The organism is Roseateles sp. Mitsp63, assembly GCF_059491535.1.
Genome location: NZ_CP168509.1, coordinates 2,185,742 through 2,206,685, shown reverse-complemented (window position 1 = coordinate 2,206,685; position 20,944 = coordinate 2,185,742). Strand labels below are relative to the sequence as shown.

At 67.8% G+C, this 20,944-nt stretch carries 20 protein-coding genes and 2 tRNA genes; 4 read left to right on the top strand and 18 right to left on the bottom strand.

The annotated features are described in order from the left end of the window. Positions 1–37: 37 nt before the first annotated feature. On the bottom strand, positions 38–1,252 hold the full coding sequence (locus ACEN96_RS09725; RefSeq protein ID WP_495587817.1) for a PLP-dependent transferase: 1,215 nt from the start codon (positions 1,250–1,252) through the stop codon (positions 38–40). Positions 1,253–1,287: 35 nt separating this feature from the next. Between ACEN96_RS09725 and ACEN96_RS09720 the strand changes: the two genes are divergently transcribed. Continuing rightward, positions 1,288–1,956, top strand: coding sequence for a hypothetical protein (locus tag ACEN96_RS09720; RefSeq protein ID WP_495587816.1), 669 nt, complete (start codon positions 1,288–1,290; stop codon positions 1,954–1,956). Between the two features lie 17 nt (positions 1,957–1,973). Here the strand turns inward: ACEN96_RS09720 and rimO are convergent, their stop codons facing one another. Further along, a complete protein-coding gene (gene rimO / locus ACEN96_RS09715) occupies positions 1,974–3,389 on the bottom strand; it encodes a 30S ribosomal protein S12 methylthiotransferase RimO (RefSeq protein WP_495587815.1) in 1,416 nt (471 codons plus the stop codon). A gap of 92 nt (positions 3,390–3,481) precedes the next feature. On the opposite strand from rimO, the gene ACEN96_RS09710 reads away from it, so the two are divergent. Beyond that, positions 3,482–3,949: a GFA family protein gene (locus ACEN96_RS09710; protein ID WP_495587814.1), complete on the top strand. Its 468-nt coding sequence runs from the start codon at positions 3,482–3,484 to the stop codon at positions 3,947–3,949. 27 nt (positions 3,950–3,976) lie between these two features. Here ACEN96_RS09710 and phaR read toward each other — a convergent pair whose 3' ends face one another. The 15 genes from phaR to ACEN96_RS09635 all read right to left on the bottom strand — a co-directional run bounded on the left by phaR (position 3,977) and on the right by ACEN96_RS09635 (position 18,430). Next, complete coding sequence (gene phaR, locus ACEN96_RS09705) at positions 3,977–4,561, bottom strand: polyhydroxyalkanoate synthesis repressor PhaR (protein ID WP_495587813.1); 585 nt, start codon at positions 4,559–4,561, stop codon at positions 3,977–3,979. Positions 4,562–4,651: 90 nt separating this feature from the next. After that, positions 4,652–5,647, bottom strand: a complete 996-nt coding sequence (locus ACEN96_RS09700) for a Bug family tripartite tricarboxylate transporter substrate binding protein (protein WP_495587812.1) — start codon at positions 5,645–5,647, stop codon at positions 4,652–4,654. 180 nt (positions 5,648–5,827) lie between these two features. Further along, a complete protein-coding gene (locus tag ACEN96_RS09695; RefSeq protein ID WP_495587811.1) occupies positions 5,828–6,859 on the bottom strand; it encodes a LacI family DNA-binding transcriptional regulator in 1,032 nt (343 codons plus the stop codon). Positions 6,860–6,870: 11 nt separating this feature from the next. Further along, positions 6,871–7,041, bottom strand: coding sequence for a hypothetical protein (locus ACEN96_RS09690; protein ID WP_495587810.1), 171 nt, complete (start codon positions 7,039–7,041; stop codon positions 6,871–6,873). 234 nt (positions 7,042–7,275) lie between these two features. Beyond that, entirely contained in the window at positions 7,276–7,665 is a 390-nt protein-coding gene (locus ACEN96_RS09685; protein ID WP_495587809.1) for a PIN domain-containing protein, read from the bottom strand. Continuing rightward, positions 7,662–7,889 (bottom strand): ribbon-helix-helix protein, CopG family, encoded by a 228-nt coding sequence (locus tag ACEN96_RS09680; RefSeq protein WP_495587808.1) that lies wholly within the window; start codon positions 7,887–7,889, stop codon positions 7,662–7,664. Before ACEN96_RS09680 ends, ACEN96_RS09685 begins: the two co-directional genes overlap by 4 nt. 16 nt (positions 7,890–7,905) lie before the next feature. Beyond that, positions 7,906–8,538, bottom strand: a complete 633-nt coding sequence (locus ACEN96_RS09675) for a hypothetical protein (protein ID WP_495587807.1) — start codon at positions 8,536–8,538, stop codon at positions 7,906–7,908. 13 nt (positions 8,539–8,551) lie between these two features. Next, a complete protein-coding gene (locus tag ACEN96_RS09670) occupies positions 8,552–10,132 on the bottom strand; it encodes a vWA domain-containing protein (protein ID WP_495587806.1) in 1,581 nt (526 codons plus the stop codon). Positions 10,133–10,140: 8 nt separating this feature from the next. Continuing rightward, entirely contained in the window at positions 10,141–11,391 is a 1,251-nt protein-coding gene (locus ACEN96_RS09665; protein WP_495587805.1) for a toxic anion resistance protein, read from the bottom strand. Positions 11,392–11,441: 50 nt separating this feature from the next. Next, positions 11,442–12,566 (bottom strand): hypothetical protein, encoded by a 1,125-nt coding sequence (locus ACEN96_RS09660; RefSeq protein WP_495587804.1) that lies wholly within the window; start codon positions 12,564–12,566, stop codon positions 11,442–11,444. Positions 12,567–12,721: 155 nt separating this feature from the next. Continuing rightward, positions 12,722–14,614: an ATP-binding protein gene (locus ACEN96_RS09655; RefSeq protein ID WP_495587803.1), complete on the bottom strand. Its 1,893-nt coding sequence runs from the start codon at positions 14,612–14,614 to the stop codon at positions 12,722–12,724. Positions 14,615–14,854: 240 nt separating this feature from the next. After that, a tRNA-Val gene (locus ACEN96_RS09650) sits at positions 14,855–14,931 on the bottom strand. A 103-nt stretch (positions 14,932–15,034) separates the two neighbouring features. Then, positions 15,035–15,111 (bottom strand) — tRNA-Val (locus ACEN96_RS09645). 133 nt (positions 15,112–15,244) lie between these two features. After that, on the bottom strand, positions 15,245–17,518 hold the full coding sequence (locus ACEN96_RS09640; RefSeq protein WP_495587802.1) for a RelA/SpoT family protein: 2,274 nt from the start codon (positions 17,516–17,518) through the stop codon (positions 15,245–15,247). Positions 17,519–17,563: 45 nt separating this feature from the next. Further along, positions 17,564–18,430: an alpha/beta fold hydrolase gene (locus ACEN96_RS09635; protein WP_495587801.1), complete on the bottom strand. Its 867-nt coding sequence runs from the start codon at positions 18,428–18,430 to the stop codon at positions 17,564–17,566. Positions 18,431–18,478: 48 nt separating this feature from the next. Here ACEN96_RS09635 and ACEN96_RS09630 point away from each other — a divergent pair, with 48 nt between their 5' ends. Beyond that, the gene (locus ACEN96_RS09630) at positions 18,479–19,249 is read left to right on the top strand and encodes a 3-hydroxybutyrate dehydrogenase (protein ID WP_495587800.1); all 771 of its coding nucleotides are present in this window, start codon (positions 18,479–18,481) and stop codon (positions 19,247–19,249) included. On the opposite strand, the gene ACEN96_RS09625 is transcribed toward ACEN96_RS09630, so the two are convergent. Next, complete coding sequence (locus ACEN96_RS09625; protein ID WP_495587799.1) at positions 19,250–19,984, bottom strand: SIMPL domain-containing protein; 735 nt, start codon at positions 19,982–19,984, stop codon at positions 19,250–19,252. A gap of 228 nt (positions 19,985–20,212) precedes the next feature. Between ACEN96_RS09625 and ompR the strand changes: the two genes are divergently transcribed. Then, complete coding sequence (gene ompR, locus ACEN96_RS09620; protein ID WP_279759072.1) at positions 20,213–20,941, top strand: osmolarity response regulator transcription factor OmpR; 729 nt, start codon at positions 20,213–20,215, stop codon at positions 20,939–20,941. Positions 20,942–20,944 lie beyond the last annotated feature (3 nt).

Here is a 20,944-nt window from a genome sequence, read left to right as displayed (position 1 = left end):
GGCATGACGCCGATCCCTCGCCGCGCGCTGCAGGGCATCAGCCCTTCAGCGTCTCCAGCGCCCCGGCGAGGTCCGCGCGCAGATCCTCGACCTCCTCCAGCCCGATGGCGAAGCGCACCAGCGTGCCGCCTTCCTGCGCCGTCCACGGCAGGCCCAGCGAGCGGCTGCGGCTCATGTCGTGCGGCACGGCCAGGCTCATCGGCCCGGCCCACGAATACCCGATCCCGAAGCATTGCAGCGCGTCGACGAAGGCATCGATGCGCTGAGGGCTGAACGCCGGCTTGAACAGCGCCGAGAACAGGCAGGCGGCGCCATTGGGGCTCACCTCGCGCCAGTGGGCGTGGCCCGGGGAATCCGGCAGCGCCGGATGGAACACCTTCGCAACCTCCGGCCGGGCGGCCATCCAGCGGGCGAGCTCGCGCGTCGCGGCGTCTTGCGCGCGATAGCGCAGCGCGATCGTCGGCAGGCCGCGCAGCACGGCCTCGACGTCGTTCTGGCCGAGGCCATAGCCCAGGTTCTCGTGCATCGCGACGAGTTCGCGATGCAACGCGACGTCGCGCGTGCAGACTGCGCCCATCAGGACATCGGCGCCGCCGGAGGGGTACTTCGTCAGCGCCTGCATCGACAGGTCCACGCCCAGTCCGGGCTCGGCCTCGGGCAGCAGGTCGAAGGCGTTGAACGCGAGGCCCGCGCCCCAGGTGTTGTCGAGCGCGACGCGCACCCCGCCGTGCGCGCGGCAGGCCTTGAGCAGGCCGATGACATCGGGGAACTCCAGCGTCACCGAGCCGGCGGCCTCGATCCACACGAGCCTCGTGCGCTCGGACAGCAGCGCCTGGAAGGCGGGCAGGTCGAGCGGGTCGTAGAAGCGGTGAGTGATGTCGAGGCGGCGCAGCAGGCCGCCCGAGATGTGCCGGTTCTGCCCGTAGGCGTTGTCGGGCAGCAGCACCTCGTCGCCGGGCTTCAGGAACGCGAGGCTGGTCAGCGTGATCGCGGCCAGGCCGCTGGGCGTGAGCACGCAGTGCTCGGCGTGTTCGAGTGTCGCGATGCGCGCGGCCAGCGTGTAGGTCGTCGGCGTGCCGGGCAGTCCATAGCGGTAGCTGATGCCGTCGCGGGCCCTGGGCGTGTTCAGCTGCGCCGTGTCCTTGAAGAGCATCGTCGAGGCCTTGTGCACGGGCACCGGCACGGCGTCCCAGCCCTCGGGCGCGCGGAACGGGTGATGGATCAGTTCGGTGGACGGGCCGCGCTTGCTCACGAAGTCTCCTGTTCGACGGAAGGACGCTGCGCGGATTGTCTCGCAGCGATCGGATCACCGAACTCGAACGCCCGCGAATTGCGACTGACAACCCTTCTCCACACGGCCTCGCAACCATGCCGACTGAAACGACTCCCCTCGCCCGATCCACCTCCTGGGTGGATCTCACGGACGACCGCCCCCTGCTGGACGATCCCCAAGCATCCGACACCCTGCATGCAGCGCTCCAGGTCCTGCCCCAGTGGGTCACTTCGCTGGAGAACGCCTGCGAGAAGCGCACCAACCTGCTCCTCGCCGAGGGGCCAGCGCTAGCAATGCCGTGCAGGCAACTGGTGGTGGGGCTCTTCGCGCACGCGGCCATCCGGGCCGATCATCTGGCCCTGCCCCTCCAGGCCGCGAAGGGCCCGGCCCCATCCGGTTTGGCGGACGTCCTCGAACGCACGACGTCCTTGCTCAGTGACAACGACAAGGAGGCGTTCGGCGCATTGTTGGCGGCCCCCGCCATCTGGCCACACTTCACCGCGTGGATTGATCACAGGATGGCGTATCGGCTGGAAAGCGATCCCGGGGCAGCCGCGAAGGAGCAAGCCGTCGGCGAGTTGGGGGCGATGATCAACCGGCTCGCGAGGCGCCTGCGCCAGCCTCTGCTCGAGTCTGCCGTGGCATCAGGCGCAACGGCGGTGCTGCCGACGACGCCTGCCTGAGCCGCCCCCGTGGCCGCTCAGATCGGCAGCGCGATCAGGTCGTGGCCCTCGGCGCCGACGATGCGGGCGCGCGTGAACTCGCCGACGCGCAGCTGCTTGCTCGCCTTCTCGGGCGGCAGCAGGCGGACCGTGCCGTCGATCTCCGGCGCGTCCGCGTACGAGCGGCCCACACCGCCCTTGCGGCCCAGCGCCGGCGCGGCATCGACCAGCACCTGCATCGTCGCGCCGATGCGGCGCTGCAGCTTGGCGATCGAGACCTCCTCGGCCACCGCCATGAAGCGCGCGCGGCGCTCCTCGCGGACCTCGTCGGGCAGCGCGCCCTCGAGCGCATTCGCCGGCGCGCCGTCGATCGGCGAGTAGGCGAAGCAGCCGGCGCGGTCGATCTGAGCCTCGCGCATGAAGTCCAGCAGGTACTGGAACTCGGCCTCGGTCTCGCCGGGGAAGCCGGCGATGAAGGTCGAGCGGATGACCAGTTCCGGGCAGATCTCGCGCCAGCGCTGGATGCGCTCGAGGTTCTTCTCGCCGTTGGCGGGCCGCTTCATGCGCTTGAGCACGTCCGGATGAGCGTGCTGGAACGGCACGTCGAGATACGGAAGGATGAGGCCCTGGGCCATCATCGGCAGCACCTCGTCGACATGCGGGTACGGGTAGACGTAATGCAGGCGGACCCAGGCGCCATAGGGCTTGGCGATCTCGCCGAGCTGGGCGACGAGGTCGAACATGCGGGTCTTGACCGGCTTGCCGTCCCAGAAGCCGGTGCGGTACTTGACGTCGACGCCGTAGGCGGAGGTGTCCTGGCTGATGACCAGCAGTTCCCTGACGCCGGATTCGAACAGCGCCTTGGCTTCGGAGAGCACGTCGCCGATCGGGCGCGAGACCAGGTCGCCGCGCATGCTCGGGATGATGCAGAAGCTGCAGCGGTGGTTGCAGCCTTCGGAGATCTTCAGGTAGGCGTAGTGCTTGGGCGTGAGCTTGATGCCGGCGACGCCGCGGGCCTCGGGGACGAGGTCGATGAAGGGATCGTGCGGCTTGGGCACGTGGGTGTGGACGGCGTCCATCACTTCCTGCGTCGCATGCGGGCCGGTGACGGCGAGGACGCTGGGATGGATCTCGCGGACCATGTTGTCCGTCGTGGCGCCGGCCTTGGCGCCGAGGCAGCCGGTGACGATGACCTTGCCGTTCTCGGCCAGCGCCTCGCCGATGGTGTCCAGCGATTCCTTGACCGCGTCGTCGATGAAGCCGCAGGTGTTGACGATCACCAGGTCGGCGCCGGCGAAGGTCTTGGAGGTCTCGTAGCCCTCGGCGCGCAGCTGCGTGAGGATCAATTCGGAGTCGGTGAGGGCCTTCGGGCAGCCCAGGCTGACGAAGCCGATCTTGGGAGCCGTGCCGGGCATTGCAGGCTGGGACGGGCTCAGGACGGAGGTATCGCTCATCCGGCGATTTTAAGCGGCGGACGCATCCACGGCCATGCAGAGCCCGCCCGGCACCCGGCTTGCCCGCCCGATCACGAGAAGGAGTACCGCCCATGCACCTCGAAGGATCCTGCCACTGCGGCCGCGTCCGCTTCACGGTCGAGTCGACCGAGCCCTGTCCCTACCTGCGCTGCTACTGCTCGATCTGCCGCAAGACCGCCGGCACCGGCGGCTACGCGATCAACATCGGCGCGGACCATCGCAGCTTCAAGCTGCTCAAGGGCAAACGCGACCTGAAGGTCTATCACGCCGTCATCGACGGCAAGGAGAGCCCCGGCCAGCGCCATTTCTGCGGCCACTGCGGCACCGCGCTCTGGATGTACGACGACCGCTGGCCCGACTTGATCCACCCGCACGCGAGCGCGATCGACACGCCGCTGCCCGAGCCGCCCGAGAACGTGCACGGCCTGCTCGATTCCAAGGCGCCCTGGGTCCAGGTGGAAGGCAAGCCCGGCGACGCGCGCTTCGAGCACTTCCCCGACGAGTCGCTCGCCGACTGGCACCGGCGCCACGGGCTGTAGCCGCGCGCGCCGGCCCAGCTCAGGCGCTCATTTCTTCGGCGGCGTGAAGCCGGGCACGCCGGGCATGCCCGGGAACATCGTCCCGGCGTTCTTGAATTGCTCCTGCATCTGCAGGAAGAGCTTCTGCGACTGCTCCAGGTAGTTGCCCATCAGGCCCTGCATCATCGGCGCCTGGCCGCTCATGAACTGCGACCACAGCTGCGGATCGAAGCCCGCGCCCTTGCTCTGCTCGGCGAAGCGCGCCTGCATCTCCGCGAACGCATGCAGGTTCTTCTCGAGGTAGGCCCCCATCAGCCCCTGCATCGCGTGTCCGTAGAAACGGATGATCTGCGCCAGCAGCGGCGTGGAGAACATGGGCATCCCGCCCATCTCCTCCTCCAGGATGATCTGCAGCAGGATGGAGCGCGTCAGCTCCTCGCCCGACTTGGCGTCGCGGACCTCGAAGACCTCCCCCTCCAGCACCATCTTCTTGACGTCCGCCAAGGTGATGTAGCTGCTGGTCTGGGTGTCGTAGAGCCGCCGGTTGGGATACTTCTTCAGCACCCGCGGCCCCTTCGGCTGCGCGGGATCGTCGCTGCCAGGGGCATTCTTCCCGCGTCGGGCCGTCACCATGCTGTCTCCTCTGAGGGTCTTGAAACCCATTCTAGGAGGCGCCCGGCGAGCGCCCCGCCGAGTGATTTCCCTTGCTGTGCGGGAGACGGATCAATCCGGCTTGACGTTGCCGTCCTTGATCACCTTGGCCCACTTGGCCTGCTCGGCCTTCTGGAACTCGGCGAACTGCGCCGGCGAGTTGGGCGCGTACTCCAGCCCCAGCGCCTCCATCCTGGCCTTCACCTCGGGCTGCGCGACGACCTTCTGCACCTCGGCGTTGAGCCGGTTCACGATCGCCGCCGGCGTGCCCGCCGGCAGGTAGAGCGCCTGCCAGCTCGACACGTCGAAGCCCGGCACGCCCGATTCGGCCAGCGTCGGCACGTCAGGCAGCTGCGCGCTTCGCCTGGCCGAGGTCACCGCCAGCGCCTTCACCTTGCCGGCCTTGATCTGCGGCAGCGCGACGGTGACGGTCTCGAAGCTCATCGGCACCTGGCCGCCCATCACGTCCTGGATCGCCGGCGCGCTGCCCTTGTACGGCACATGCGTCAGCTGCGCCCCGGTCAGCAGCCGGAACATCTCGCCCGACAGGTGCTGCGACGTGCCCTGCCCCGCCGACGCGAAGGTCAGGTCGCCCGGCCTGGCCTTGGCCGCGGCGACGATGTCCTTGACGGACCTGGCCTGCGAGCCCGGCCCGATCAGCAGCACGTTGGAGATCTTGCCCAGCAAAATGACCGGCGCGAAATCCTTGTCGGCCTTGTACGGCACCTTGGGCAGCAGCGACGGATTGATCGCATGCGTGGCGATGGTGCCCAGCAGCATCGTGTAGCCGTCCGGCGCGGCCTTGGCCACGCTGTCCGCGCCGAGCACGCCGCCCGCGCCCGCCTTGTTGTCCACGACGATGGTCTGCTTGAGCGCGACCTGCAGCCGCGCCGCGATCTCGCGCGCCAGCACGTCCGACGTGCCGCCCGGCGCGAACGGCACCACCAGCTTCACCGGCTGGCTGGGCCAGTTGTCGGCGGCCCGCGCCGTCAGGGCCATCGATCCGAACGCCAGCACCGCCGCGGCGGATGCCACGAGCCGCACACGGCCCCGCTTCACCGAATTCATCTCGCTTGTCTCCATCCATGACGGCATCCGGCCCCGCCGATGTCGGCGTGGTACCGATACCATCTTTGTGATGACGGCGATGGTATCGGTACCGTCTTGAGCGTCAAGACGGCGCGGATGAGGGATTACACCGGGTCCCGCGGCGCGCGGCCGGCGTCCCGAAGGCGCGTTAGTGGGCGCTCAGGCGCTGGCGCGCTGGACGAGTTCGAAGCCGATGTCGATGGCGCGCCGCTCGACGGGGCCGCCGGCGCGGTCGAGGATGAAGCGCGCGGCCTGGCGGCCGATGGCCAGGCCGTCGATGCGCACGGTGGTCAGCGCGGGCTCGAGGTCGCGCGCCAGCGCCAGGTCGCCGAAGCCGACGATCGCGAGGTCCTGCGGCACGCGCAGCCCGCGTGCCTGCGCCTCGATCAGCACGCCCAGCGCCAGCGAGTCGGAACTGCAGAACACCGCGTCGATGCCTTCCGGCCGCGCGAGCAGTTCGGCCAATCCGCGTCTGCCGCCGCCGAGCGTCGTCGGCGTCGCGACGCTGGCGACCGGCACGCCGGCGAGCCCGAGCGCACCGGCCTGTTCCTGGAACGCGCGAAAGCGGCGCATCGCGCGTTCATCGCTGCCGGCGACGCCGGCCAGCCGGCGATAGCCCCGCTCATGCAGCCAGGCGGCGACCTGGCGGCCCACCGCCACATGCGAGAAGCCCACCAGCATGTCGATCGGATCGTCGCTCTGGTCCCAGGTCTCGACCACCGGCACGCCGGCGGCGCGCAGCCGCGTGCGCGCCTGTTCGGAATGGCTGGTGCCGGTGAGCACCAGCCCATCGGGACGGCGGCCGATCATCGCGTCGAGCCATGCGTCCTCGCGGGCGTTGTCGTAGCCGGTCTGGCCGAGCAGCACCTGGTAGCCGGCCTCGAACAGCGCCTCGGTGAGGCTCTGCACGGTGTCGAGGAAGACCGGCCCCGCGATCGTCGGCACCGCGACGCCGACCATGCGGCTTTTCATCGACGACAGCGCGCCCGCCAGCAGGTTGGGCACGTAGCCGGTCTTGCGCACCGCCTCGGTGACGCGCTCGCGCACCTCGGCCGAGACCTGCGACGGCGTGTTGATCGCCCGCGACGCGGTGATCGGCGCCACGCCCGCGAGTTGCGCCACGTCGCGCAGCGTGACGGCGCCGCTGCCCTTGCGGCGGCGGGGACGAGGGAGGCTCTCGGTCTCGGACATATGGGCGCCGATCATAGGGGCGCCCTCCGCCGGGTTTTCCTCAGAAGTACTTCACCCAGGCCCCGGTGCGTGCGCCGCTTGTAGGCGGCAAAGGCCTTCACGGGCGGGTACAGCAGCGGCATCAGCGCGATCCAGATCAGCCAGATCAGCGGGAAGCCCTCCGCGTCGACGCCCAGGCGCATCCCCTGATTCGGACCGAATACCGCGAGCAGTTCTCGCCATGGAGATTGAATCCACGCAGCACGGCGAGCGCGGCCAGGCAGCGCGTCGCGAGCACCAGCATGCTGAAGCCGATGGCCCAGATCACCTGCAGGTAGAGCACGTCGAAGCGGCCGGCCCAGGCGAAGTTGACGAGCGTAAGCTCCAGCGCGATCAGCAGCAGGCCGCGCTTGCGCGAGTTCCAGCCCGCCCCGCGGTCAGCGTCCGCCGTCGTAGGCCATCACGACCTTGCGCGCCAGTGCGCCGCCCTCGCCCGCAACCTCCAGCCCTTCGCGGCGCGAGGTCACGAACACCAGCTGGTTGACGTTGGCCGTGGCCCAGGCGATCGCGCGCGACTGCTCGAGCGACGGCGACGCGAGCCGCAGGCGCAGCGCCTCATCGGCGATGGCCTCGCTGATCGAGAGCCGCTCGAAGCTGCGCAGGAAGCCGCGCGTGGGCTCGATCAGCGCGGCCGGACTGCGCGCCATCACCTCCAGCCAGGTCACCACGCTGATCGAACGGTGGGTGCAGGCCTCGAGCGCGCGCGCCGCCTGCGGCAGGCCGTTCAGGTAGTCGAGGAGCACGCCCTCGTCGAGCACGGCATTCATCGCGGCGCTCCGTGCGCGGGCGGAGGCCGGTCGCGCTCGTCGATCGACGCGCCAGGCGTCGCCGACCACAGCCCGAACGCCTCGGGCGTGACCGCGGCGTGGCCGTCGGCGAAGGCGGCCAGCGCGCGCCGCACCGCCTCAGCGCGCGAGATGCCCATCAGCTTGCACAGCCGGTCGATCTCGGCGAGCTGCGCGGCGGGGATGTCGACGATGGTGCGGGTCATGCGGGCCTCGCGATGCTCAGCGGACCAGGAAGTCGGGCTGGCGGAACTTCTCTTCGAGGAAATGCCCGTTGGCCACCAGCGCCTGCGCGTCCTGGGACGCGGCGCTGGCGACGATCTCGCGCATCTTGGCCTCGAGCAGCGCGAGCTGCTCCGCAAGCAATTGCCGCGCCGTCTTGCCGTCCTTCAACGCATGGCTGGCGCGAAAGGCCGGCGGCAGCGCGACGTAGTTGGCGAGCGTCTCCGGCAGGTAGCGCAGCACCGTCTGGCGCACGGTGAACAGGTCCTCGCTGTGCAGGCCGGTGTCGCGCAGGCGCGGCAGCACCTCGGCCACGGAGCCGCGGATCGAGCCCAGGCTGGGCTTGACCTCCTCGGGCAGATGCGGCGCGGCGCGGGCGATGACCTCGTCCAGCCGCTGCATCGTCTGCTCGGCGGTGAGGCTGTCCTCGATCGCGCGCTCGAGCTCGGGCTGGCGGCGGCCCAGCAGCAGGCCGGCGGCGTAGAGGCCGGCGGTGATCAGCAGCCAGCCGCGGTCGATGACGCCGGCGAACAGCAGCGCCGGTCCGATCAGCGCCAGCGCGCAGCCCAGGATGTTGCCGCTGCCGTAGAGGAACAGCAGCGCGCGCAGCTTCAGCGATCGTTGGCCGGCCATGGCTCCCCTGCCCTCACTGGTAGCCGCGGATCTCGCGGAAGACCTGCGCCAGGCGCGAGCTGCGGCCATCGAATTCGCGGCCGCCGGTCATCTGCGCGATCTGCTTCATCTCGTCGACATTGCCTTCGCCGAACAGGATGGGGAACACGCGCGCCGGCGCGCCCTGCCCGTAGCGCAGCCGGAAGGCGGCGAAGGACAGGCCCTTGTTGCTCTCGCCGTCGGTCAGCAGCGCGACGCTGACGAAGCGGTCGGGATGCTCGGCGCGTTCGCGCGCGGCGAGCTCGAGCGCCGCCGTCAGCGCCGAATACACCGCCGTGCCGCCGCGCGGCCGCAGGCTGTCGGCGACGCCCGCGAGCCGCGCGCGCGAGCCCTCGATGTCGCCGGCGTCGAAGGACACCAGGATCGGATCGTCGACGTGGTCGTCGAAGGGGATCAGGATCACGCGCTCGCGGCCCTGGAAGGCGGCCAGGCGCGCGCTCGCCGTCGACTGCGACGCGCCGCTGAGCACCTTGAGCGCCTCGCGCATCAGCTCGATGCGCTCGCCCTTCATCGAGCCGCTGATGTCCAGCACGAAGATCGAGGTCGACGGCTTGCGCCACTTCGCCTGGTAGGCCGACAGCACCGCGTCGATGACCTCGAGCTTGTTCGGGAAGGCGAGCTCCGCGATCGCCGCGGTCGGCAGCGCGGGCGCGGCGGCGACCTGCGGGTTGGCCGGCCGCAGGAAGGCCGGGCCGAGCGCGTCGCGCTGGAACGTCACGGCCTTGAGCGCCGCGACCAGCTTCGTGTAGGGCTCGCGCCGCTCCTCGCGCAGCAGCATCAGCGGGTAGTCCGCCGAGATCATCCCGTCGCGCGGATAGACCAGCGTCAGCTGCTGCCCGGGCGGCAGCTTCTCGTTGGCGCGCAGGATGACGGCCTCGTAGTTGACCATCGCGTCGATTGGGCCGGGATCCTTGGCGAAGGCGTCGGCGAGCCAGCCCGAGCTGCCGGCCGTCAGGCGCTGGCCGGACAGGAAGGCGGTGATGACCTTTTCGTCGACGTCGGAGGCGGCCATGTCCTCGGTCTTGCCCGACGACGCCGCGGCGACCGCGAACAGCGCGCTCATGCCCGAGTTCGAACTGGCCGCGTTGGTCATCGCGTAATGCAGCTTGCCGCTGCTGGCGGCCTTGGCGATGTCAGCCCAGGTCGGCGCGCGTTGGCCCCAGCCGAGCTGGGCGACCTTGGCCGCCTTCACGCCCAGCGCGATGCGCGAGTAGAAGAGCTTCTCGCGCGCCAGCGCGGGCTTGGCGAGCGCGAGCGATGGGTAGGCGCCGTTGGGCGGCAGGATCGCGTCGAAGCGCTCGCCGGCGTTGATGCGCTCGACGATGTCGAGCGTGCCGGCGTAGCTCATCGTCACGGTCACGCCTGCGGCGCGGCCGGCGGCGACGATCGCCGGCTCCAGGTCCTTGACCTCGGAGCCCGCGAGCACGGTGAACGCGGCCGGCGCGGCATCGCCGGCCGGCGCGGCGGCGGCCGTGTCGGCCTCGCGCTTGCCGCAGCCGGACAGCGCCAGCGCCGACATCAACAGCGGCGCCAGCAGCGCCGCGGCCCATCGCATCGGGAGCCTCACAGGGCGACCTCGCCGGAGGCCTGCAACGCCGCGGCGGACTCCTGGCGCCGCACGCGGTCCAGGTAGGTCTTGCTCTTGGCGACCTCGTCGGACAGCACGGTCACGGTGGTCTGCATGGACGCGAGCGCCTTGGTCTTGAAGTCGGCGATCGTGTCCATCGTCTGATAGATGTTGGTGAACGCCTGCTGCAGCTTGGCGATCTCGATGGTGCTGGAGGCGGCCTGCTGATGGATGGCGGCGCTCTGGTCGCGCAGCAGCTCGCTGGTGCCGGCGATCAGGTTGCCGGTGGTGGTGTTCAGCGCCGAGATCTGGTCCAGCACCAGCTTCTGGTTGTTGAGCGCCTGCGCCACGATCACCGCGGTGCGCAGCGCCGAGACGGTGGTGGTGGTCGCGCGGTCGACGCCCTTGATCAGCTCGAGGTTGTTCTTGCGGATCAGGTCCAGCGCCAGGTAGCCCTGGATGTTCACGGCCTGCTGCGTGAGCAGGTCCGTGACCTTCTGCCGCGTGTAGAAGAGCATCTCCTCGCGCACGACGCGGGCCTTCTCGCCATCGACGAGCTCGAGCTCGCGCGCCTTCGCATCGAGCTGGCCATCGAGGGTCTTGCCGATGTGGATGTATTTCTCGAGCCGCTCCATCAGCGTCCAGAGGTTGACCTTCTCCTGCTCGATGGCGGCGTTGTCGCGCATCAGCTCGTCCTTGCCGCCCTTGAGCGCCTCGATGATCGCGTTGAGGTGGGATTGCGAGGACTGGTAGCGGTCGAAGTAGTCGACGAGCCGGTTGCCCATCGGGATGAAGCCCAGCAGCTTGCGCGCGGAGAACAGGTCGCCCTGGCGCGAGGGGTCGAGGTCCTCGACGGTGCGGCGCAGGTCGATCAGCGACTGGCCGATCTGCGCGCCCTGATCGAGCAGGCCGTTCTTGAGCGAGCCGACGGGGCGGTCGAGCATGCGGTTGGACGCGGAGGCGGCGGCCTCGATGTCCTTGCTGCCCATCGCGTGGATGCGCTCGACGGCCTGCTTGAAGGCGGGATGCTGGCTGTCGTGGGTGGTGATGTCGTCGATGAACTGGCGCACCTGGCCGTCAAGTTCGGCGACCTCCTCGGGCTTGAGGCGGACCTTGCCGGCGGCGGCCTCGGCGGGCACGGCCTGCACCGGCGCGGGCGGCTCGAGCGTGAAGGCCTGCGGCGGCTGCAGCGTGTCCAGCGGGGCGGTCGCCGTGGTGGTGGTGGCCGGGGTCTGCGAAGCGGTCATGCGGTCCTCCTGGGGGAGCTTGGGGAGCCTGGGGAGCCTTGGGCCGAGCGTCACTTGAAGCGGGCCTCGACGCCCTGGATCATGCGTTCCAGCCATTCATAGCTGGGCGGGTCGACGACGTCGACGAGCACCGGCGGCACCTGCACGCCGCGCTTGGCCCAGGTCTCGGGGCCCTTGACGTCGCCGCCGGTGCGGAAGCCGTATTCATGCGCGAGCTCGCGCAGCCTGGGATCGGTGTCGAGCGCCTCGCCCAGGCGCGCGCCCTTGTCGTTGTAGGGCACGAGCACATGCTTGGAATACACGGTCGGGCGCGGGTAGAGGACGACCATGTCGCCCTTGAGGCGCTCGGGGTTGCGCAGCCAGAACTCGACCATCTGGGACTCGTAGGCGGCGAGCAGCGGGGCCTTGCCCATGCCCAGCGCGAGGTAGTCCTCGAAGGGGCCGGCGGAGCTCTGTTCCTGGAAGCCCTGGCGCAGGAACAGCGGCGCGACGAGGGGAAGCACCTTCTCGACCTCGTCCTGGCTCTGGACGATCTGCTGCTGGTTGGCGAGGTAGCTCGCGAGCGCGAGGTACATCGCCGCGGAGTTGGAGGTGCGGACGTCGGTGGAGTTCACCAGCACCGCCTTGCCAGTGGCGAAGGCCTCGCTCTTCTTGAGGTCGCGCCAGCGGGTGCCCTGCTCGACGAGGGTCATGAGGCGCTGCAGGTCGACGATGTAATAGAAGTCGCCCTCGCGCTGCGCGATGCCGTTGGCGACGAGGATCTCGGCGATCGGCTTCCAGCTGGCGAAGACGATGGGCGTGTAGAAGGGCGTGTAGACGTTGGGCGCCTTGGCGGCGGCCTTGAGCTGCTGGCCTGCGGGGGCGCCGGAGGGGAAGCCGAAGTCGTACTTCGCGGCGTCGACGCGGGTGGCGATGGTGCGGGAGCCGGCTTTCTCGACGGCGACCGTGATGCCGCGCGCGGCGAGCGCCTGCTGGACGCGGGGGTCGTTGAAGAAGGCTTCCTTCTCGGAGCCGATCAGCCCGCGCAGGGTGACCTGCTGGTCACGCTGCTGCTGAGCGGCGACGGCGGCGGACTTGTCCTGGCCGAGACGCGCGTTGGAGTACCAGATGCCGCCGCCCACCGCGGCGATGAGCGCGGTCGCCAGGAGAGGGGCGACCAGTTTGCGAAGTTCCAAGGTGACGAGCCCCTGAAGCGCGTGAAAGGGTCACGCGAGGGCGGACGATATCGGGGAGTGATGACGCGCGGAAGACACCCTCAAGGGCGTGTCACGTCTGGCATGAGCCGAAGGAGCCATGCCATCTCGCCCGCAGCCGCAGGTGGCATGCCCTTCTAGTTGAGCTTTGGCGCGCCCACTTCCTTCAGCGGGCTTGAATTTCGGCGGATGGCCGCTTTCAGTATTTCCAGGAAGGTATGGTTCCTAGCCTGCGCATCCGCGACCACCGCATCAAAGGTCAATATGAATATCGGCGTCGGCACGACCGTTTCATCTTCCCGATAGGTCATGAACTCCTGGTAATACGTCTTCCCTTTCGAAAACAGTGGAATCCACTTTTGTTGACGCAGGCTCCTCGCAAAAGACGGGCTCACGTCGACCACCGCATAGTACCAAATGCGCTGAATATTAGGACAATAGCGAGCCAGCTTGTCCGCTCGATCGAGGAGCTGATTCACCGCATATTGATTTTCTTTTTCATCGTCGGTCTTCTTCTTCAGTTCGACAACGACCACATCGACCGGTCCGGCGTCCTTCGGATCCGCGGAGAAGATCATGGCAATATCGGGCCGGCCGCTCTCGGTCGGCGCCTCGCCTTCCAGCAGGATCGCGTCGATGACCGCGTCCATGCGCGCCTCGCTCAAAATTGTCCGGAAGGTCATGAACCTGTCATCAAGCAGCCACGCGTTGTTCCTGTAGACCTCGTCGGACATATTCTCGCCGTCAAACTCCCGATATCGCGGAACGATCAGGCCATGTATCTCCTCTTCCGAATTGTGAGGGGTCATGCTCCTCATCTTTTCGATGATCTTCTCGCGGTATAGAATGTATTCTGTCAAAGTCCTGGAGGAGATATCCAGTGATCGCGCATAGGCGGCGTCACTGAGATGACTGCACTGAAGAATCTCCTTCTGCACGCCGAAGAACCTTTGCTGGGCGGTATTCAGCGCATCTTCCTTGTCGATAAGACCCACCACGGACTCGTCGAAGAATCCAAACAAATGGGGAAACCGATCTTCAAACTCCTTCTTTGTCCGCTGATTGGTCTCGGCAATCTTGGGGATCTCGTTGGCGAGCACGCTCCCAATACCCCGACGCAACAGACCATAGAATGCAGATTCCGAAACACTCTCCGGCAGCACCAGTTTCTGTCGCGATGTATCGGTACTGACGCCGACAAGCGATGAGGAAAACAGGAATATTGCCGAGTGACCGAATGGCACGGCGGACGACGCCAGCAGATTGACCGGAATCGCGCGGCCATCGATGCTCACTGCTGTCATCAGGTCACCCGCCACCGAAGTCTTTCGGATGATGTAATGCATGTCGATGGATGCATATGCATCAAGGCTGACGTCCCTGAGTTCAATATGCTGAAATTCCGGCAAGTCGTCAGCGGTGATCAGCACCTGACTCGAAATGAACTCCCGCTGCGCATTGCTCTCCCTCGTCTTGAGATCCAGAGTAATCTTGAACGGAACCTGACGAGAGCGCAGTTCATTCAGTGAAGGCAGGAAGTGGAATATTATCCGGTCCTTGAGACTCGAAGGGCGAAGGTCGTCATAGGACTTCACTTTATCCTTTGAGAACTTCAAGAATCGGAGCGTTGTCAGCCCGGTATCCCTTGGCGCATCGATCCTACGAAGATTTGATGTTCCAGAGAATCCATCCTTGAACACGAAGTCCCTGCGAGAATCCCCCCATTCGCTGATCACCTCGACATTTTCGAAGTAATTGAGATAGACCAAGCGTCCAACGCCCTTGTGGAACCGATCCTTGGGTTTCAACAGGGTTCGAAAGCGCCCGAAATTCTCTTCATTGAATCCAGCGCCGTTATCGCTGATCGCAATATTCAGTGTCTCAGGAGCGCTGAAAGAATCAATTGAGATCTCAATCTCTATTTCGGTCGCCCCTGCATCCAACGCATTGGCAATCGCCTCGAAATAGACCAAGACGATTGACGGGTTGGGAAAGAACAGACGAATTGCGCTGGTGGTCTCAATGTCCAAAGTTCACTCCCGTGATTTCTCAGGATGATTGAAGTTGTCCGAGACGACAACTTGCAGAGTTCAACTGTCAAGTTTTACCATTGGTTCGAACCCCGTGGGTGACCGCGCGTCGGAAAAATTTTTAGTGATTGATCAAAGTCTTGTTGAGAGCCTTTGGTCCACTGAACCCTGAGTAGAGAAGAGTGTCCAACGCCAAAACAAAAACCCCGATAAGCCTTTCAGCTTATCGGGGTGTGCTTTTGGTAGGCGCGATTGGATTCGAACCAACGACCCCCACCATGTCAAGGTGGTGCTCTAACCAACTGAGCTACGCGCCTGAAATACGCGGCCAATGGTGGTCAATCCACTGGTCCGGAAAACAAATCGCCCGTCACCGGGCGATCTTCTGAGGTGTGTCCCGAAGGACCTGCCTACCAATTCTGGTAGGCGCGATTGGATTCGAACCAACGACCCCCACCATGTCAAGGTGGTGCTCTAACCAACTGAGCTACGCGCCTGAAGAGCCTCGCAGTATATGCCGGATTCCGCGTCCAGTCGATGAATCCGCAAGAAAAAGAGCGATAAACGCACCAGCATCCACTCCTCCATGCGATCCCGCGTCATGCCACCGAACCGGCGACCGCTCCCGCATCACCGCCGCCGCGCGCTCCTCACGCCCGACACCTGCGACACCGCCACTAGCGTCTGCTGCAGCCGCTGCGCGTCGCTCACCTCCACCGTGAAGCTCATCCGCGACAGGTCGCTGCGCGCCGGCTTGCCCTTGCCGCTCTGCTGGTTCACTGACACCACGTTGAGCTTGTCCTTCGCGAACAGCTCCAGCACGTCCCGCAACAGCCCCGGCCGGTCCGTCGCCTCGACCACCAGGTCCACCGGGTACATCGCGCCCTTGCCGGCCCGGTCGGGCGCCGGCTCGCCCCACGCCACCGCGATCACCCGCTCCGGCGCCGACTGCGCCATCTGCCGCAGGTTCGCGCAGTCGCTGCGATGGATCGCCACGCCCTTGCCCCGCGTCACGTAACCCGTGATCGCATCGGGCGGCGCCGGCCGGCAGCAGCGCGCCAGGCTGGTCAGCAGCGAGTCCACGCCCACCACCAGCACCCCGCCCTTGGGCGTGCGCCCTTCCCCGACCTCGCCCTTCGTGTGCTTCTGGACGAGCAGTTCTTCCTCGTTGGCTTCCGGCACCGGCGGTCGCAGCAGCGTCTCGATGTTGCGCAGCGAGTACTCGTCCTTGCCCACCACCTCGAACAGCGCGTCCGCGTTCTTGAAGCCCAGCCGCGCCGCCAGATCCTCCAGCTTGATCGCCGTCCTGCCCTCGCGCTGCAGCAGCTTCTCGACGAGCTCGCGTCCCTTGGCGATCGTGTGCGACTGCACCTGCGCGTTGAACCAGGCCCGCACCTTCGCCTTGCTGCGCGGGCTCTGCAGGTAGCCCAGCTCCGCGTTGAGCCAGTCCAGCGACGGACCGCCCTCCTTCAGCGCGACGATCTCCACCGTCTGCCCGCTCTGCAGCGGCGTGTTCAGCGGCACCATCTGGCCGTCGACCTTCGCCCCGCGGCAGCGATGCCCCAGATCGGTATGCACCGCATAGGCGAAATCCACCGCCGTCGCCCCCGCGCACAGCTCGACCACGTTGGCCTGCGGCGTGAAGACATAGATGCGGTCGTCGAAGGCCGGGCCGGTCTCGGCGACATAGTCCCGCTCCCACGCCAGCAGTTGCCGCAGCACCGCCTTGCGCGCCTGCGCGACCTGCTCCTCGAACTCGCCCGCCGCTGTCACGCCGGCGTAGCCCTTGGTGCCCGCCTCCTTGTAGGCCCAGTGCGCCGCCACGCCATGCTCGGCGTGCTCGTGCATCGAGCGCGTGCGGATCTGCACCTCCATCGGCCGGCCGTCCGCCGCGATCACCACCGTGTGCAGCGATTGATAGCCGTTGGCCTTGGGCCGCGCGATGTAGTCGTCGAACTCGCCATCCACCGGCTTGTAGAGCTCGTGCAGCCGCGCCAGCACCGCGTAGCAGTCGGCCACCTCGGGCACGATCACGCGCATCGCGCGCAGGTCGAAGACGCGCTCCAGCGCCAGGCCCTTGCCGCGCATCTTCTTCCAGATGCTGTACAGGTGCTTCGGCCGTCCCTGCACCTGCGCCTCGATGCCCAGCGACTGGAGCTCGCGTTCCAGCGCCACCCGCACCGCCTCGACCGACTGCTCGCGCTCGACGCGCTTCTCATGCAGGCCCTTGGCGAGCTGGTGGTACTGCTCCGGCTCCAGGAAGCGGAAGGCCAGGTCCTCGAGCTCCCACTTGATCTGCCAGATGCCGAGCCGGTTGGCCAGCGGCGCGAACACCTGCAGCGATTCCGCCGCCAGCTCGCGCGGACAGGGCGTCTTGGTCGCCGCGAACCAGCGCAGCGACTGCAGCCGCGACGCCAGCCGCAGCAGCACCACGCGCAGGTCGCGCGAGAACGCCAGCAGCATCTTGCGCACCAGCTCGGTCTGCTCCTGCCGGCGCTGCTCCTCGACCCGCGCCTCGCGCGCCGCGCGCTGGATCTGCACCAGGCGCCGCGTGTGCGCGACCAGGCTCGCGTCGCTCTCGCCGAAGGCCTTGGCGACGATCTCCTCGGGCTTGTTCAGGTAGTCCCCGGCATACACCAGGTAGGACGCCGCCTGCATCGACGGCGCCGCGCCGACACCGGCCAGGATCGCCGCCACGCCATCCGCGTGATCGAGCGCGGGCTCGCCCGTGCCAAGCAAGTGCCCGGCCAGCAGCGGCTCCGCGAAGGCACGCGCGCGATGCACCGGGTCCGCCGCCTGGGCGGCACGTGGCTGCGCCATCGGCAGCCGGCTGGGCAGGTCCCCGTCCAGCAGGGCCACGATGGGCGCCGCCTGGTCCTGCCGCAGCCCCAATTCCGTCTTCATTCGTCGTTCATCCGTGTCCACGCGGCGCGAGCGGCCGCCGGGACCTCATCCGCGGTCGAGGAATTGCTCCACCACCTGGATCTGGTTCTCCTGCACCAGCGTCGGCGCGTGGCCGACTCCTGGGAACTCATGCAGCTCGGCGCGCGGGCCGCGCTGCGTCATCTGCTCGGCGGTGGCCCGCGTGAGCAGGTCCGACTCGCCGCCGCGCAGCAGCAGCGTCGGGCAGCGCACCGCGTCGTAGGCCGCCCAGAGCTGCGCCTCGCCGGCCTTGGCCAGCTCGGGCGTCAGACCGGCCAGGCCCTGGCCGATGCGCGGGTCGTAATGCAGCCGGCAGCGGTCGCCGTCCGGCTTGAACATCGCCCGCGACAGCGCCAGCCACTGCTCGTCCGTGTGCGGGCCGAAGCCCTCCGAGATGCCGCGCAGGTAGTCCGCCCCCTGCTGGCAGTTCTCGAACTGCGGCGCGCGGCCCAGGTAGCCCGCGATGCGCTGCAGCGCGACGAACTCGATCGTCGGTCCCACGTCGTTGAGGATCAGCCGCTGGATCGGACTGAACGGCATCGCCGCCAGCGCCAGGCCGATCAGCCCGCCCATCGAGGTCCCGAGCCAGTCCACCTGCGCCGCGCCGGTGCGCGCCAGCAGCGTGACCATGTCCGAGACGTACTGCGGCAGCTGGTAGTTGCGCGGATCGCCCAGCCAGTCCGATTCGCCGCGGCCGACCACGTCCGGGCAGATCACCCGGTAGCGGCCGCTCAGCCGGCGCGCCAGCACGTCGAAGTCGCGGCCCTGCCGCGACAGCCCGTGCACGCACACCAGCACCCGCGGGTTGTCGGACTGCCCCCACTCCCAATACGCGACCCGGTGCAAGCCGCATGGGCTCAGCGCCTGGACTTTTTTCAACAAGGGTTCAGACATCGCTCGTATCCTTTGCACCCATCCTAACAACCCTGAAGAGGACGCGGCATGTTGAAAGGAAAGACGGCCCTGGTCACCGGCTCGACCAGCGGCATCGGTTTGGGCATCGCCCTGACCCTCGCCGAGCAGGGCGCGAACATCGTGCTCAACGGCTTCGGCGACCACGAGGGGCCCCAGGCCGAGGTCCAGGCCAAGGGCGTGAAGGTCGGCTACCACGGCGCCGACATGAGCAAGCCCGCCGAGATCGAGGCCATGATGGCCTACATCGACCAGGACTTCGGCGGCTGCGACATTCTCGTGAACAACGCCGGCATCCAGTTCGTGGCCAATGTCGACGAGTTCCCCGCGGACCGCTGGGACGCCATCATCGCCATCAACCTCAGCTCCGCCTTCCACACCATGCGCCTGGCCCTGCCCGGCATGAAGAAGAAGAACTGGGGCCGCGTCATCAACATCGCCTCGACGCATGGGCTGGTGGCCTCGGCCGGCAAGTCGGCCTACGTGGCGGCCAAGCACGGCCTGGTCGGCCTGACCAAGGCGGCGGCGCTGGAGACGGCCACCGTCCCGGTGACCGTCAACGCGATCTGCCCCGGCTGGGTGCTGACGCCGCTGGTGCAGAAGCAGATCGACACCCGGGCCGCCAACGAGAAGCTCGACCCCGCCGAGGCCAAACGCCAGCTGCTCGCCGAGAAGCAGCCCTCGCTGCAGTTCACGACGCCCGAGGAGCTCGGCGCGCTGGCGGTGTTCCTGTGCTCGGACGCCGCCGTCAACGTCCGCGGCCAGGCCTGGGCGATGGACGGCGGCTGGACCGCGCAGTGATCAGCGCGTCATCACGACGTTGCCGCTGACGTTGACCGTCACGGTCGCCTTGCCGGACTCCACCGGCAAGGCCTCGTCGGCGCTCGCGGACATCGCCTTGAAGCGCGGCGCCGCGGCCATCATCGGCATTGGCTGGTCGGCGTTCACGCTGACCTCGCCGATCCGGTAGCCGGCATAGCCGAACTGCTGCGCGTACACGGCCGCCTTGGCCTTGTAGCCCGCGATCGCCTGGGCCACCACGTCGCCCTCGGCCTTCTCGCGCGCCTCGCGCGACAGGCCGTAGCTGACGTTGGCGATGGAGAGCGTCTGGATGCGGCCGCTCAGCTTGGAGATCGCCTCCATGTCGCGGCCCTGCACCAGCAACTCGACGCTGCCCTGCCAGCCGGTGATCTGCGGCGCGGCGGGCGAACTCGATTTCGGCTGGCCGTAGCGCGGATACATCGACAGGTTGCCCGCCTGCAGCTCCACCTGCCCCGGCTTGGCCACCTTGCGCGCCTCGGCCAGCGCGGCCTCCAGCGCCTGCTTGAGCTCGTTCTGGACCGCGCCCGCGTCTTTGCCCTCGCGGGTGGTCGAGAAGCGCAGCTGCAGCAGGTCGCGCGCCACCTCGGTGGTGGCCGAGGCGCTCAGCGACAGCAGGTCCGTGCGCGCCGGATCGGCGTACGACAGCGCGGGCACCATGGCCACCGCGCCGGCGGCGATCAGGGTTCGGGCGAGCTTCTTGGAGGTTCGGATCATGGAGGCTCCTAAGGGAAAGTCCTGAGAGGGCGCCAGCATAACGGCTGGGATCCGGCCCCCGGCAGACAGCCGCCGTGAGGCTTTTGTTTGCCATTCGTTAATCACTTGTTGTCGTTCCGTGGTCCTGTTACAAAAGATGTAACCATCCCGTAAGGACTGCTGCATCCCGCAAACAGGCCGAAAAACTGCGCTTACAGTGCCGCTGTTACAAATTCAGGAGTGGCCGCCATGCAAAGCCCAACCCGCCCCAACCGCATCCTGGTCGTGGACGACGACGCCCGCATCCGCGACCTGCTGCGCCGCTACCTGGCCCAGGAAGGCTTCGAGGTCCTGCTCGCCGAGGACAGCAAGGCGCTGAACAAGCAGCTGACGCGCGAGACGGTCGACCTGATCGTGCTGGACCTGATGCTGCCGGGCGAGGACGGCCTGTCGATCTGCCGGCGGCTGCGCGCCGCGGGCGACAACACGCCGATCATCATGCTGACCGCCAAGGTCGAGGAAGTGGACCGGATCGTCGGCCTGGAGGTGGGCGCCGACGACTACCTGGCCAAGCCGTTCAATCCCCGCGAGCTGCTGGCCCGCATCAACGCGGTGCTGCGCCGCCGCCCGCCGCCGGAAGCGCCGGGCGCGCCGTCCAAGGAACCGATGACGGTCCAGTTCGGCCCGTTCGAGTTCGACCTGGCGCTGCGCCGCCTGGCCAAGAACGGCGAGCCGGTGCCGCTGACCACCGGCGAGTTCTCGATGCTGAAGGCCCTGGTGCGGCACCCGCGCCAGCCGCTGTCGCGCGACAAGCTGGCGATGCTGGCCCGCGGCCGCGAGTTCGAGCCCTTCGACCGCAGCCTGGACGTGCAGGTCTCGCGCCTGCGCAAGCTGCTGGAAGAGGATCCGGCCCAGCCGCGCTTCATCCAGACGGTGTGGGGCGTGGGCTATGTCTTCGTCCCGGACGAGGCGGCCTGATCC